Origin of the sequence: Runella sp. SP2 (genome assembly GCF_003711225.1) — a bacterium.
Classification (GTDB): Bacteria; Bacteroidota; Bacteroidia; order Cytophagales; family Spirosomataceae; genus Runella.
In genome coordinates, this window is record NZ_CP031030.1 from 3,217,785 (window position 1) to 3,232,210 (window position 14,426).

At 44.6% G+C, this 14,426-nt stretch carries 12 protein-coding genes; 8 read left to right on the forward strand and 4 right to left on the reverse strand.

The annotated features are described in order from the left end of the window. Positions 1–18: 18 nt before the first annotated feature. Complete coding sequence (locus tag DTQ70_RS30700; protein ID WP_164490010.1) at positions 19–192, forward strand: hypothetical protein; 174 nt, start codon at positions 19–21, stop codon at positions 190–192. Between the two features lie 8 nt (positions 193–200). Further along, positions 201–830 (forward strand): pyridoxamine 5'-phosphate oxidase family protein, encoded by a 630-nt coding sequence (locus DTQ70_RS13500; RefSeq protein WP_122931290.1) that lies wholly within the window; start codon positions 201–203, stop codon positions 828–830. 33 nt (positions 831–863) lie between these two features. Here DTQ70_RS13500 and glmS read toward each other — a convergent pair whose 3' ends face one another. The 3 genes from glmS to DTQ70_RS13520 form a co-directional block, all read right to left on the reverse strand. Next, positions 864–2,702, reverse strand: a complete 1,839-nt coding sequence (gene glmS / locus DTQ70_RS13505) for a glutamine--fructose-6-phosphate transaminase (isomerizing) (protein ID WP_122931291.1) — start codon at positions 2,700–2,702, stop codon at positions 864–866. Positions 2,703–2,912: 210 nt separating this feature from the next. Beyond that, on the reverse strand, positions 2,913–4,358 hold the full coding sequence (locus DTQ70_RS13515) for a DUF4270 family protein (protein WP_122931293.1): 1,446 nt from the start codon (positions 4,356–4,358) through the stop codon (positions 2,913–2,915). Beyond that, positions 4,267–5,076, reverse strand: a complete 810-nt coding sequence (locus tag DTQ70_RS13520; protein ID WP_028526746.1) for a glycogen/starch synthase — start codon at positions 5,074–5,076, stop codon at positions 4,267–4,269. Before DTQ70_RS13520 ends, DTQ70_RS13515 begins: the two co-directional genes overlap by 92 nt. 217 nt (positions 5,077–5,293) lie before the next feature. Here DTQ70_RS13520 and DTQ70_RS13525 point away from each other — a divergent pair, with 217 nt between their 5' ends. Both DTQ70_RS13525 and DTQ70_RS13530 read left to right on the forward strand, forming a co-directional pair. Next, the gene (locus DTQ70_RS13525; RefSeq protein ID WP_206019725.1) at positions 5,294–6,535 is read left to right on the forward strand and encodes a DUF6786 family protein; all 1,242 of its coding nucleotides are present in this window, start codon (positions 5,294–5,296) and stop codon (positions 6,533–6,535) included. A 39-nt stretch (positions 6,536–6,574) separates the two neighbouring features. Next, positions 6,575–7,057, forward strand: a complete 483-nt coding sequence (locus DTQ70_RS13530; protein WP_122931294.1) for a DinB family protein — start codon at positions 6,575–6,577, stop codon at positions 7,055–7,057. Here the strand turns inward: DTQ70_RS13530 and DTQ70_RS13535 are convergent. After that, positions 7,054–7,437: a hypothetical protein gene (locus DTQ70_RS13535; RefSeq protein WP_122931295.1), complete on the reverse strand. Its 384-nt coding sequence runs from the start codon at positions 7,435–7,437 to the stop codon at positions 7,054–7,056. The two genes, DTQ70_RS13530 and DTQ70_RS13535, sit on opposite strands and share 4 nt — an antisense overlap. A gap of 267 nt (positions 7,438–7,704) precedes the next feature. On the opposite strand from DTQ70_RS13535, the gene DTQ70_RS13540 reads away from it, so the two are divergent. The 4 genes from DTQ70_RS13540 (at position 7,705) to DTQ70_RS13560 (ending at position 14,154) form a co-directional block, all read left to right on the forward strand. Further along, entirely contained in the window at positions 7,705–10,167 is a 2,463-nt protein-coding gene (locus DTQ70_RS13540) for a zinc-dependent metalloprotease (protein ID WP_122931296.1), read from the forward strand. A gap of 168 nt (positions 10,168–10,335) precedes the next feature. Then, positions 10,336–10,833, forward strand: coding sequence for a hypothetical protein (locus DTQ70_RS13550; RefSeq protein WP_164490011.1), 498 nt, complete (start codon positions 10,336–10,338; stop codon positions 10,831–10,833). Further along, positions 10,830–11,330 (forward strand): hypothetical protein, encoded by a 501-nt coding sequence (locus tag DTQ70_RS13555; protein ID WP_122931299.1) that lies wholly within the window; start codon positions 10,830–10,832, stop codon positions 11,328–11,330. The genes DTQ70_RS13550 and DTQ70_RS13555 overlap by 4 nt, the downstream gene beginning before the upstream one ends. 424 nt (positions 11,331–11,754) lie before the next feature. Next, complete coding sequence (locus DTQ70_RS13560; protein ID WP_122931300.1) at positions 11,755–14,154, forward strand: TonB-dependent receptor domain-containing protein; 2,400 nt, start codon at positions 11,755–11,757, stop codon at positions 14,152–14,154. The last annotated feature ends 272 nt before the right edge of the window (positions 14,155–14,426 follow it).

Genomic DNA, 14,426 nt, shown 5'->3' on the forward strand with positions numbered 1-14,426 from the left:
CCTTTAAAAACTAAAACAATGGAAACGAAAGAAACAACCTTCAAAAAATTGGACTTAGCAACTTTATTAGCCACTCAGCCCAAACAAGTCCAGCTTAATGACGAAAACGAAGTAGTGATGCAGGATGAATGTGGCGATACGCTATGGGATCGGGTTTTGTCCCAATACGAAACCGAACAAACCGATAAATAATAGAAATCATGGCAAAGAATTTCGCAGAAATTGGTTTTAGCTCGGCAGCCAAAAAGCTACAAGAAAAAGTGGGTAGCCGTACCGCTTATGCCAGTATGGAAGCCCAAACTACTTACAACGGCATGAGCAAATTTGAGCAAAGTTTCATTGCTCAGCGTGACAGTTTCTACATGGCTACTTCTGGCGGAAATGGGTTTCCCTATATCCAACACCGAGGAGGACCAAAAGGCTTTTTAAAAGTATTGGATGCCAATCGGCTAGGTTTCATTGACTTCAAAGGCAATATGCAATACATTACGGTGGGGAATCTGGCTACCAACAACAAAGTATCGCTTTTTCTGGTCGATTATCCCAACAAAAAACGTTTGAAAATCTATGCAACGGCCGAAGTGGTGGAGTTGAAAGATAACCCCGAATTACACCATTTGCTTGATTTGGAGGGGTATAAATTTCGTCCCGAGCGTATGATGGTTTTCCATGTGGAAGCCTACGATTGGAATTGTCCACAGCATATTACGCCACGATTTACGGTTGAAGAAATAGAGGAAGTGTTAAAACCTCAATACGAACACATTAAAAATTTAGAAACCGAAATTGCTGAGCTAAAAGAGAAGCTGGCTAAACGTATTGCAAACTAATTGGGGACAAGCCAATGCCCCCAATTAATTGTTTTACTCCACCGTCACCGATTTAGCCAAGTTACGGGGTTGATCCACGTTGCGGCCGCGCATGACAGCGATGTAATACGACAGCAACTGCAACGGAATCGAAGACAAAAGTGGCATCAAGATTTCGTGCGTTTTGGGGATTTCAATCACAAAATCCACCATGCTATGAATCAACGAGTCACCTTCGGTCACAATCGCAATGACGCGCCCTTTCCGTGCTTTTACTTCCTGAATATTCGATACCACTTTTTCGTACGAACTGTCTTTGGTCGCAATAAATACCACAGGCATGTCTTCGTCGATGAGCGCAATCGGGCCGTGTTTCATTTCAGCCGCTGGGTAGCCCTCTGCGTGGATGTAGGAGATTTCTTTGAGTTTCAACGCTCCTTCCAGCGCCACAGGAAAGTTTAGGCCGCGTCCTAAATAAATAAAATTGCGGGCATAGGTAAAGATAAAAGCAATCTCCTTGATTTTGTCGGCGGCCTTCAGCACTTGCTCTACCTTACGCGGAATGTTTTCTAATTCAATCAACAATTGGCGGTACAAGCCCTCCGAAATCGTTCCCCGTTTTTTGGCCACGGCAATCGCCATCTGTGTCAATACCGTTACTTGGGCTGTAAATGCTTTCGTACTTGCCACCCCAATTTCAGGTCCTGCGTGGGTATAGGCGCCTGCGTGGGTTTCGCGCGCAATCGATGAACCGACGACGTTACAAACGCCAAAAATGGTGGCTCCTTTGGATTTGGCCAATTGAATCGCCGCCAACGTATCAGCCGTTTCGCCCGACTGTGAAATTGCAATCACAAAGTCTTTCTCACGAATAATCGGGTTTCGGTACCGAAACTCTGAGGCGTATTCAACTTCTACGGGAATGCGGGCGAGTTCTTCAAAAATATATTCGGCCACCAGCCCCGCGTGCCATGATGTACCACATCCTACGATAATGATGCGCTTGGCGTCGGCTAATTTTCCCATGTACTCGCTCAAGCCTCCCAACTGTAAGCTACCCTCTTCACTGTTGACGCGTCCGCGCATACTGTCTGCAATTGAGCGCGGTTGTTCGAAGATTTCCTTCAACATAAAATGGTCATATCCGCCCTTTTCGATGGCTTCTAGTTCCATCTCAAGTTTCTGGACGTAAGGCAGTTGTCGTTCGTTTTCGAGATTGACAATTTTTAGCTCATTATTGCGCACCAACGCAATTTGGTTATCGTCCAAATACACCACGTCTTTGGTATATTCAATAATGGGCGTCGCGTCTGAGGCAAAGAAAAACTCGTCCTCTCCTACCCCAATCACCAAGGGGCTACTTTTGCGCGCCGCAATCAGCTGCGTAGGTTCATCTTCCGTCATCACCACAATGGCATAAGCCCCTACCACTTCTTGCAGGGCCAAGCGTACGGCTTCTACGAGCGTACAATTCAACTCTGACTGAATATCTTCAATAAAGTGAATCAGCACCTCCGAATCGGTTTCTGAGCGAAATTCATGCCCTTTTTGGAGCAACTTTTGTTTAATGGTGGCGTAGTTTTCAATAATTCCGTTGTGAATAATCGCCAATTTTTTGTGGTTCGAATAATGCGGGTGCGCATTTCGGTCGTTGGGTTCGCCGTGCGTGGCCCAGCGCGTGTGACCAATGCCAATGCAAGCCGAAGTATTTTTTGTTTTTAACTCTTCTTCTAGCGCAACAACTTTGCCTTTCTTTTTGAAAATGTTCAAACCGTCTTCATTCAAAAGCGCGATTCCTGCACTGTCGTACCCACGGTATTCCAGTCGTTTTAAGCCTTTAATAATGATGGGACAGGCTTCTTGATGTCCGACGTATGCTACGATTCCACACATACAGATAGATGTTTAAGGTGAGTTGAACTTTGGGAAAGTTTTTAAAAAAAATTATCAAACGTTTTATGGCTAAAAACTTTTTTAAAAAACTTGGTTTTATCCTATCAAAGTTAACAAAAAACCTTAAAAGTCAAGAAATATTACAAAAACAAAACGCGCAAAAGAGAATTTCCTTTGCGCGTTTTGGGTATGCGGTATTTCGCTTTATTCTTACTGAGCCGTTGTGTAAAACAACATCAATTTGATATTTTCTTTATTTGGCGTAATCGTCAAGCGATCCAGTTTATTGTTCATCAACGGATAGTAGCTGCTCAAAGGCTGTAAGCTGTTTGCATACGACTGCACTTCTTGTGCACCACTTATTGGCATCAATAATAACCCTGGATTTTTCTTAAAGCCCACCGCCAATGCTTGCAAATAGGTCGTCAAGATAAAGTTATAATTACGCGTTTTGGTAGAATAAAATACCACTTGTGGCAAAATATAACTTTGAAAAGTAGTAGCATCAACAGGCACTAAAAGCTCCGTATCACCTTTGGTTCTGAGTAAGCGGTTAGAAGCATCCGTCTCTGCCAATGCCAACCCAATTGGCAAGGTGTAAATGGAGTTCGTTCCCTCGGGCCAAGTGGGGGTGATCAATAGTTCGGCGCGGTTAATGGCAACTCCTTTTTGTTTGAACAATTCTTGCAAATAAGGAATCTCAAGCTTTGTCACAATCCCAAGGGCGTCTTGAATGTAGTTCAACCCACCTGTTTCGCTGGCAGCAAGAGGTTTGAGCGGTTGAATTTTGCTCAATGCAGTACCTTGACGATCAGCTTCTACGTGATTAAAGCGCTTATTGATAAAAAACGTTTTCACCAACGCGATGGTATCGGCACTATTGTGATAAAACAAGTTCAGCGTAATTCCAGTCGATTGGGGGGAAATTCCAATCACAGAAGCATTGGTAGCGGCAGGAACAAACGTCAACCCTTTGATTGTCTGGGTAAACTTTGCGATGGTACTAGCCTCTGGCTTACCGTTCAAAGCAAAGATTTCTTGTCCAAACGCATCTGGTAGTCGCATTGTTACCAACGACGACGTTCTGGGGGTTGGATAAAACGTATGATTTACCAACGGTGTTGACGAATAGGGCATTGTACTGTTGTTGTAGTACATCTTACCCGTCAGGAGCGTGTCTGTTAAACGGTGAACTGCCATCTGAAACGGCTTGAGCGTATCCCCGTAATAATAATTGTAAGACAAGCTAATAGACACCGAGTCAAAGGCATACACGTTGGTATTGGTAGTTCCATCCGCGTTCAAGTTCAAATTAAGTGTACTTGTAAACTCCACAAATGATTGTGCTTTTACCTTGCCAAAGATGGGGTCATTGTAAGCACCCACCAATATTCGTTGGGCATTTGAGGTGCGCACCGAGTCTAGTAGCACAGTACTGCTACGTACTGTCAGGGTATCGACAAACTTAACATCGGCAATTACTTCGGGCGGAAGTCCAATTTCTTTAGGAGCTTCGCACGACATCAAGGCCAAAACCAATAAGGTGAGGGTGCTTAGGCTAAGTTTAGCCAGCCAATTCGTTGTAAAGGTTGTAATACGTCTCGGTAAAGTTTTCGTCTTCTTCGACCAGTTCCAACTTGCGTTCGGGCAATTCATCAAAAATTTGGTTTAAACTTTCACTAAAATCATCGTCAGCTTTTACTACGGCATCTGCATACGCACATCCAATTTTGACAAATCCCTCAAAATCAGCCGAACGTAGATGCGCCAGTGCCTCGTCGCTAACGTCCATGGCTTTGGCTTTTTCTAAAATGGCGTCTTCAAACTTATAGTTGAAGGCATTGTTATACACCGTAAAAACGCACTTGGTATCCTTAAACATCGGATCATTTTTATAGGTCGTCTTTAGGTACAATGGGATGAGAGAAGTCATCCAATCGTTGCAGTGTACAACGTCAGGCGCCCAGCCTAACTTTTTGACGGTTTCGAGTACGCCTTTACAGAAAAAGATAGCACGCTCATCGTTGTCGTCAAAAAAATTGTTGTCTTTATCTAAGAAAACGGACTTACGATGAAAATAGTCTTCGTTGTCTATAAAATAAACTTGTAGTTTAGCGCTCGGTATCGATGCGACCTTGATTACTAGGGGTTTCTCATCGTCACCGACCGAAATATTAATACCAGAAAGACGAACTACTTCGTGAAGACGGTTTTTACGTTCGTTGATAAGTCCAAAGCGGGGCACTAAAATGCGAATTTCCATGCCGCGCTCCTGCATTGCTTGGGGCAGTTTTCGTACGTATTCTGCTACCTCGGTAATTTGGAGAAAAGGATTTATCTCACTGGCTACATACAAAATCCGTAGTTTACTCATAGGCTTTGGTGAAGCTTGATTGGATTGGTTTTGAAGAAAAATTTTGCAAAATTATACAAAATTTTCGCGAATTTCAACCACCATGGGCGATATTTATTTCACTCCGTATGCCTCACAAGTCTCTTCTTCCATCGGTTTTGAGTATGTTTTGCCAATGATATACTTTTAGGATAAATTATACTTTCAACTGCCCAAATCGCTAATACACTCTCATCCAATGAGTTCAAACAAAATCGCCTACTTTTTGCGCGCCGCAGTAGTCATTTTTGGGCTAGGGACGGTAGAGTTTAGTTGTTCAACCTCCCCTCAAGACACCATGTCCTCACGTTTCCACACTTTTGGTACTGATTTAGCTTTTTTAAAGAAACACCAATCACCTCTCGTTCTCTCTTCTCCTGACGATGACTCGGCGCAGGTTGCCGTTGTGGCAGCGCTACAAGGTCGGGTGATGACATCGACAGCAGGTGGCTTTACGGGCAACAGCTACGGTTGGATCAATTATAAATTACTCGAATCGGGCAAATTTACGCCCCACATGAGTGCATTTGGTGGCGAAGAACGCTTCTGGCTGGGGCCTGAAGGCGGGCAATTTTCCGTTTATTTTGAAAAAGACAAAGAGTTTGTTTTCGATAATTGGCAAGTGCCTGCCTTGATAGACTCTGAGCCGTTCGATTTGGTTTCTTCCGAAAAAGCCAAAGCATCGTTCCGTAAAAAAGCCCAACTTACCAACTACTCAGGAACGCCCTTCGACATTGAGATTCTGCGCAGTGTGGAAGTAATGAGCAAGCTTTCGGTCGAAACCATCTTACAACTTCCCCTCAAAGACATCAAAGTAGTCGCCTACGAGACCATGAACCAGGTGATTAACCAAGGTGCCGATTGGAAAAAAGAAACAGGGCTGCTTTCTATTTGGATTTTGGGCATGTTTAATCCAACGCCAAAGACCACGGTCATTGTTCCGTTTAAAAACACGCCTAATGCCAAAAGCTTAATCAACGATAGTTATTTTGGCAAAGTCCCTGCCGAACGACTCATCATCAAGGACAGCGTCTTGTTTTTTACTGCCGACGGCAAACACCGCAGCAAAATCGGACTCCCTCCGAGCATTGCCGAACCCGTCATGGGTAGTTACGATTCCGAAAAAGGCGTGCTCACCATCGTTACTTACGACCTTGACCCCAGCGGCGATTATGTAAACTCGCTTTGGGAACTTCAAAAAGAACCTTACAAAGGTGATGCGGCCAATTCGTACAACGATGGCCCCGTGGCCGATGGCACCCAAATGGGGCCTTTTTATGAACTGGAATCGTCGTCACCCGCTCGTGAGCTCAAAAAAGGTCAAATTCTCGGTCACCGCAGTCGTACCTTCCATTTTGAGGGATTAGAATCACAACTCGCCCCCATCGCCAAACGCTTTTTGGGCGTGTCGTTGAAAGAAGTAGCGGCGTTGGAGAAGTAGGGCAAAGGGCAAAGGGTAAAGGGTAAAATTTATTGTGCAATGTTGATAACGGTTAAAGAAAGTATTTGGAATCAATTGGGCGCGAGCATCGACATGCTCGAAAATGCCATTCGTTCTTGCCCCGATGAAGTGTGGGATACAGAGCGCAAGTTTTGGTACCATGCTTTTCATACGCTCTTTTTTCTTGATTATTACTTGAGCACTTCACCCAAAACGTTTGCGCCACCTCCTCCCTTTACCTTCTCCGAATTTGAAGATACCCTCCCCGAACGGGTTTACTCTCCCGACGAATTGCTTGGATATCTCCAGTATTGTAGGGAAAAAGGCCAAACGTTTATCAGCCAATTAACCTCCGAAACCGTAGAAGCCCGTTGGGTTAATCAATCAGAAACCATGAATTATTCGATGGTAGAAATACTGTTGTACAACATGAGGCACGTCCAGCACCATGCAGCACAACTTAACCAACTCCTACGCCAAGAGATTGACCAAGCCCCTGATTGGGTATTTCAGGCTAGTTAGGAAAACCAACGTATCCATGCTTTCCATTCTAGATAAGCCAACGACCCGACAATAGCAGCATCAAAAAGTAAATATAAAACTCCCAGAGCTGTTGCTTCTCCACAAAAGTACCCCGCCAACCCAAGACAAAATAACGCATAAATGCTATTGCCAACTACCAATAGTGCAACCCATTGTCGAGACTGTGCTTTGCGGATGACCAAATGAAACGAATAGCAAGCAAATAATAAAGCTATCAAGGCCATCGCAGTCAGCAAATTAGGGGGGAGCAACAAATACGGCTGCGCAAATTTTTTGAAAAGCACCACGCCTAAACAGGCTGCTACAGCTGCGCAGGCATCTAACCAAAGTAGTTTTTTGAGTTGTTGAAATGACTTCATTGTGATTATTCACGGCTTGTGTCTTCAAAAATAGTATATGTCTTTTACATTCTAGGTATCCACAATCCCCACCAACATTGTTCCTGTCAGCAAAAAGCATGACCTATTGACGATGTTTTACAAAGTCGTACTGACGGGTATAATGTAATTTAGGTCGATTTCTGTGGGTGCAAATGCCTCCTTTTTCCTAAAAATTAGGTTTCTTTGTAGAACACCCTTCGTGGGGAGTAGTCTAACCAATCAACAACCTAATTTACCCAATTATTTATGAAAAAACTCCTATTACTGGCGTTGTTTTCGACCTCCCTCTACGCCCAAAATCCCATTGAAACCTTCACCAAAGACATGGAGAAGAAAGACGGTTTTTTGCCGTACTACTGGGATGCAAAAAAAGGCAAAGTCTATCTTGAAATTAAGCAGTTCGACACCGAACTCCTCTACTACCCTACCCTTTCGCAAGGCATCGGCTCCAACGACATTGGCCTCGACCGTGGTCGCTTGGGGCAAGAGCACGTGGTTAAATTTCAGCGTACGGGCAACAAGATTTTAATGTTGGAACCCAACTACGCCTACCGTGCCGTTAGCAAAGACCCACTTGAACGCCGCGCCGTCGAAGAATCATTTGCACAATCGGTGCATTGGGGATTTGAGGTTTTGGCTGAAAACGCAGGTACTGCCCTCGTGGATCTGACGCCTTTTTTGATGCAAGACGCCGTGGGAGCCATTCAGGGCATTTCGCGTACGCGTCAAGGTTCGTTTCGATTGGATGCTTCGCGCTCGGCCATGTATTTGCCCAACACCAAAAACTTTCCCCAAAACACGGAGTTTGAAGTAACCATTACCCTCACGGGCGATTCGCCTGGTGCTTACTTGCGTCAAGTAGTTCCTACCGCCTCTGTCGTAACAATGCGCCAACATCATTCGTTTGTACAACTTCCTGACAATGACTACCAACCGCGCGCTTTCGACCCGCGTATTGGGTACATTTCTACATCCTATTACGATTATGCCACGCCCATCAGTGAGCCTATTGAAAAGCGCTACATCGTTCGTCATCGTTTAAAGAAAAAAGACCCTAGCGCAGCCCTGAGCGAGCCCGTGAAACCAATCGTGTATTACATAGACCCGGGTGCTCCCGAGCCCATCCGTTCGGCCTTGGTAGAAGGTGCCAAATGGTGGAATCAGGCATTTGAAGCGGCGGGTTACAAAGATGCTTTTCAGGTAAAATTGCTCCCCGCCGATGCCGACCCGATGGACGTTCGCTACAACCTTGTGCAGTGGGTGCACCGTTCTACGCGCGGATGGTCGTACGGGGCGAGTATTGTAGATCCTCGCACGGGCGAGATTTTGAAAGGAAAAGTGACACTAGGTTCGCTACGGGTACGTCAAGACTATTTAATAGCGCAGGGTTTGGTGGGTAATTTCCAAACTGATACCAGCAACGTTGAAGATATGTTAGGAATGTCGATTGACCGCTTAAAACAGCTTTCGGCGCACGAAATTGGGCATACCCTGGGGCTTCCGCACAACTACGTAGCAAGCATTCACAACCGCGCATCGGTGATGGACTATCCACACATGTTGGTCGAATTGAAAAACGGAAAAGTGGATTTGTCCAATGCGTACGATAAGAAAATTGGTGACTACGATAAGTGGTCAATCATCTGGGGCTACCAAGATTTCCCGAAAGGAACAGATGAGAAAAAAGCACTTAATAGCATTGTGGACCAGATGTACGGCAAAGGCTTGTATTTCTTGACCGACCAAGACGCCCGCCCCGAAGGAAGTGCCCATCCTCAAACGCACTTGTGGGACAACGGCGTAAGTGCCACGGCCGAATTGAAGCGTATTTCTGAAGTTCGGAAAGTAACATTGAGCAATTTTGACGAACGCAAATTGCGCACGGGTACACCAATGAGTTCGTTGGAAGAGGTGTTTGTCCCAATGTATATGTTCCACCGTTTTCAGGTGGAAGCTACGGCCAAAGTAGTGGGTGGCGTCAATTATAAATTTACCGTCAAAGGTGACAAAGACCTCACCACCACGCCTGTCAACGGACTCGAACAACGCGAAGCCTTGGAAGCCCTCCTCCAAACGCTTCAACCTGATTTCTTAAAAGTACCCGAAACGGTATTGAAACTTACTCCTCCGCGTGCTTTCGGCTACGACGCCAATCCCCGCGAAACTTTTAAACGCCGTACGGGGCTGGTTTTTGACCCACTCGGTCCACCTGAAGCCTCCGCTGGATTGACCTTGCGAATGTTGCTTAATCCAGAGCGTTTAAGCCGTTTGGTGATTCAGTCGTCGTTCCATCCATCGTTGTTGAGTTTGGAAGAAACCCTTGATAAACTCATCGGCGCCACTTGGAAATCAAACGCATCGCGGGCAGGTTACGAAGGAGAAATTGCGCGTTTGGTGGACAAAATGATGTTGGAGAAACTAATAGAATTATCGAACAACAAAGAAGTTACGCCACAAGTACGGGCCGTTATTATGCTCAAATTGAGAGACTTGAACTTCTGGCTACAAAATCGTGGTATTTCGGACGCCAAGCAGAAAGCCCACAATTTGTTTGCGATGCACCAAATCGAAATGGCAAAAAATCGTCCTTCTGATGTCACTACCACCCCGACAATGACCCCTCCCGATGGCCAGCCGATCGAATCAGGCTACGACTGGTTAGCTCCTGCGTGCGACTGGGAATTGCCTACATTTTCAAAAGGACATTAACCGTGCTACGGGGTGCTCACACCCCGCCCGATAAAACACCTTCCAAGTTTCGACTATTAACCAAACAAACTCGGAAGATTGCAAAAAAAGACTTTCCACAGGATGCAACGTGGAAAGTCTTTTTTGTTTCTATGGATAAAGTAACAAACAATTCAACTTTCCAAGACCATGCAATTTTTCCTCAAAAGTACTCTATTGGTCTGTGTGTGGCTTTCATCGCTTCTACCAAGTTTTTCTCAGAATCCTAGTGTTTCCGAGCGATTTGTGGCAAGTACCCCATGTGGAAGTATCTTTCAGTCCCTGCTTTCGATGCCTCATTCTGCTGCTTGTGATTTTATCAAATGGGAAATTACCTTCCAACGGGATGCTCAAACGCAAGCTCCCACCGATTTTCAGTTGCACGCTACGTACGGGGTATATCAGCCCAACACAAATCTTTTTGCAGGTGGCGGCACTTCCGTAACGATTTCTGGAAAATGGGAGATAACCAAAGGCATCAAAACCAACCCCAACGCCCTTGTTTATCGCCTGCTCGCCGACGAGTCCGACAAAATACTTTCGTTTGTAAAAATGGACGAGAACCTCTTACACCTCCTTTACGGAGATAAAAGTTTGATGATTGGAACACCTAGCCACAGTTATACTTTTAACAAAACAGCGCGATGAAAAAGCTGCTTAATTTTACCTTTATCTTTCTATTTTCGGCTGCACTTTTGGCCCAAAATACACCTCCCCTCGTCCCCACCTCACGTCCTATACCTTCTGGCCCAGAGGTACTTGGCATTTTTGCAGGACGCTGCCCTTGCCAAGAATTAGCCACTTTACTGAAAGTGACAGTATCCAGTGAATGTTTTAAAAGTAAGTGGGAAATAACACTTTTCCATGACCCAAAGACGCATCAACCAACCACCTTTCAGTTAATTGGCACAGCATTTCGCAAAAATGACCAAAACGGATCATGGAAAATTAGTAAGGGGATAAAAAACGACCCTGAGGCCACTGTGTATGAATTGCAAATGGAGAACGCCACCTTGAAACTTCTCAAAGCGGACGACAACCTCCTTTTTATGTTAGACCATGACCGAAACCTTTTGGTGGGCAATGAGCTATTCAGTTACACCCTGAACCGTATCGAAAAAAAGCCAATGAGTGCTTCAAAATAAATACATCCTTATCACACGTTTAGCCAAAACTTCCCCAGAAAGATTCAAAAGGCACACCCCTAACCCCATGTTCGAGAAAAAAAGAGAATATTGATTACCTTGTTTGAAAAGTAGTATGATATTTTTATCCCGCAGATAAACGCAGATTAAAATTCAACGCGGATTGGCGCAGATAAGCTCATTAGCCGAATTAATCACCCAAAATCTGCGGTTATCTGCGGTTTTAGAATCAGCGTAAATCTGCGGGTAAATTATAAAGAAACTTAATAAACAACGTATTGATGCAGCTATTTGAAAAAACTCTAGTCTTTGCTGTAACCATTTTAAAATAGACCAGTATCCACACTAAAATCCATTCACCAACTACCACACAAACAATACAATACAGCCAACACCCATTTAACAGCCACCTCTGGTAAATTTTATGAAACAGTTATTCTTAGTAGCCCTCTTGTTAGGGGGGATCGGGACTTCGTTTGCCCAAAAATCAAAAATTTCAGGCTTTTTGCTTGATTCTACTTCCAAACAAGCCGTTGAGTTTGCCACCGTTGCGTTGTTGAAAGACAGCAAAATTTTGGAAGGAACTACCACCGAAGTCACTGGTAAATTTACCTTTAGCAAGGTGAGCGGTGGCACCTACCAACTCAAAATCACCTTTGTGGGCTACCGCGACAAATTCATCAATAACGTAGTAGTAACCGAAGGAAACGACCTCGACCTAGGGGTTATTTCGTTTGCACAAGCTGCCCAGCAGCTCCAAGAAGTACAGGTTGTTGAGCAAAAAGCCTTGTTTGAAGACAAACCCGACCGTTTGGTTTATAATGCCGAAAAAGACATTACCATCAAAGGAGGAAACGCAGGCGATGTACTTCGCAAAATTCCAGCAGTGGCGGTGGATTTGGATGGCAACGTAGAGCTGCGCGGTAGCTCCAACATCAAAGTGTTGATTAATAACAGACCTTCCAACTTAATGGCCAAAAGTATTGCGGAGGTTTTAAAATTAATTCCTGCCGATGACATCAAACAAATTGAAGTCATAACCTCTCCTTCGGCCAAATACGATGCTGAAGGTACGGCAGGAATTATCAACATTATCACCAAACGGAACACGCTTCAAGGCGTCAATGGCAAAGCCAATACTTCAATTGGGCGTTGGAATGACAACTACAATGGCAACCTCAATTACCGCAAAAAAAGTGTTGGCTTGTCGGCCCGTGGAGGTTTTAACAAATGGCGCAATTTGGGCGAAAACTCCGTGAACCGAATCACGACCCTCGAAAATTACCAGACCCAACTGCTCCAAACAACCTCATTTAGAGGTGGAGGTGAAAATATGTACGGCAACCTGTCGGCTGAATGGGACATTGATTCGCTCAATCGCCTAAGTGCGGGACTGAATTTTTATGATGGTAAAAACGCCATGAATTTTGATTACGTCAATGACTTTACCACTCCTAGCGCCCCTCGTTCGTTGTTCACTAGAAAGCTGTATCGAATTTACGACTGGGACGGCGGCACCCTAAACATCGACTACAACAAGTCGTTCAAGAAGCCCAAAAAAGAATTCAACGTCTTGACCATGTTTTCGAAAGAAGCAGAAGATAGTTATTACAACCTCGACCAATTGAATGCCGAAAACGCCATTTATTACCGAGAAAAAAGCCCTAACACAAGTCGCAATTACGAAGGAACGATTCAAATTGATTTTACCAATCCGTTGGATAGCGTAAGCACCCTAGAAATCGGAGCAAAAACCATCTTGAGAAATGTAAAAAGCGATTACCGCGTCGCTACTGCCTTAGACGGTTCTAGCGATTTTCAAGATGTTCCAGCTTTGGCCAACATCTTTGATTATAACCAACAAGTGGCCTCGGGCTACGTCGCTTACTCGCGTGTTTCTAAAAGCAAATGGGGTATCAACGCAGGTGCTCGTTACGAACACACGTTTATCCAAGCGGCATTTTTGGCAGGAACGGTTCCTTTCTCGAATAACTATGGTAATATCATCCCTAACCTTAGTTTGTCGCGTAATCTTCCTAAAAATCAGAAACTTAAATTGAGTTATTCGCAACGGATTCAGCGGCCAATGCTTTGGTTCTTAAACCCGTACGTCAACGCCAGCGAGCCCAAAGCTACCTACTCGGGCAATCCCTATTTGAAACCTGAATTGACCCACAGCGCCGAAGCGAGCTACAATGTCTATATCAAAGAATCATCGGTCAATGCGGTATTATTTATGCGCCAAACCAATAATGCCATCGAGCGCATTCGGACGGTCAACGAAGACGGTTCAACCCATTTGACGTTCCAGAATATCTCTCAAAACATTTCATACGGCCTGACCTTGAGCGGAAGTACAAAAATTAAGAAATTTTCGGCCAACACTTCCCTCAATCTGTATTATAACATCCTGAATAGCCCTGCATTGCAAGCCAAAAATGAAAACTGGATGTACCGCATCAATTTAAACGGTACTTACGATTTTGGCAAAGGTTTGAAAGCGCAGTTTTTTGGCTTCTTCAACTCACCACGGGTTATGTTGCAAGGCAAAGTCAGTGGCTATGCGTACTATAACTTAGCCCTTCAAAAAGAGGTTTTGAAGAAAAAAGGGACAATTGGGCTGGGTGTTGACAACATTTTTGCGCCGTACCTAGAACAGAGAATCACGTTTGCTTCGCCCACTTTCACCCAAGAAGGAAGCAGCAAGTACTTCAATCGTGGTTGGCGTGTGAGTTTCTCGTATGAATTTGGGAAAATGAGTAGCCAGCCTCAACGCAAAAAGAAAAGTATCAGTAACGACGATAAAAAAGGCGGAGAAAATTAAGCACTCCCGTGCTGAGGGTTTCTCAAAACCCGACTCTACGTGAAAAGGGTTTCTCAAAACCCGTCGAGTTCGGGTTTTGAGAAACCCTCAGCACAAACTAGAAACCCGCAGCGCAAACTAGAAACCCGCAGAACAAACGAGCAACCCTCAACACAGCCCCCCTCTTTTAATCAAAAAATAAATTTGAAATAATAACCAACAGGAAGAAGACCACAATCACGATGAGGTAGTAAAACAAGTCGATAAAAGGATAGTCGTGGCGATTTAATTTA

What these genes read in the sequence shown, in the direction of transcription:
- DTQ70_RS13530 (WP_122931294.1), top strand. Translation starts at nt 6,575, where the DNA reads ATGTTGATAACGGTTAAAGAAAGTATTTGGAATCAATTGGGCGCGAGC.
- DTQ70_RS30700 (WP_164490010.1), top strand. Translation starts at nt 19, where the DNA reads ATGGAAACGAAAGAAACAACCTTCAAAAAATTGGACTTAGCAACTTTA.
- DTQ70_RS13535 (WP_122931295.1), bottom strand. Translation starts at nt 7,437, where the DNA reads ATGAAGTCATTTCAACAACTCAAAAAACTACTTTGGTTAGATGCCTGC.
- DTQ70_RS13540 (WP_122931296.1), top strand. Translation starts at nt 7,705, where the DNA reads ATGAAAAAACTCCTATTACTGGCGTTGTTTTCGACCTCCCTCTACGCC.
- DTQ70_RS13520 (WP_028526746.1), bottom strand. Translation starts at nt 5,076, where the DNA reads ATGAGTAAACTACGGATTTTGTATGTAGCCAGTGAGATAAATCCTTTT.
- glmS (WP_122931291.1), bottom strand. Translation starts at nt 2,702, where the DNA reads ATGTGTGGAATCGTAGCATACGTCGGACATCAAGAAGCCTGTCCCATC.
- DTQ70_RS13500 (WP_122931290.1), top strand. Translation starts at nt 201, where the DNA reads ATGGCAAAGAATTTCGCAGAAATTGGTTTTAGCTCGGCAGCCAAAAAG.
- DTQ70_RS13555 (WP_122931299.1), top strand. Translation starts at nt 10,830, where the DNA reads ATGAAAAAGCTGCTTAATTTTACCTTTATCTTTCTATTTTCGGCTGCA.
- DTQ70_RS13560 (WP_122931300.1), top strand. Translation starts at nt 11,755, where the DNA reads ATGAAACAGTTATTCTTAGTAGCCCTCTTGTTAGGGGGGATCGGGACT.
- DTQ70_RS13515 (WP_122931293.1), bottom strand. Translation starts at nt 4,358, where the DNA reads ATGAATTGCCCGAACGCAAGTTGGAACTGGTCGAAGAAGACGAAAACT.
- DTQ70_RS13550 (WP_164490011.1), top strand. Translation starts at nt 10,336, where the DNA reads ATGCAATTTTTCCTCAAAAGTACTCTATTGGTCTGTGTGTGGCTTTCA.
- DTQ70_RS13525 (WP_206019725.1), top strand. Translation starts at nt 5,294, where the DNA reads ATGAGTTCAAACAAAATCGCCTACTTTTTGCGCGCCGCAGTAGTCATT.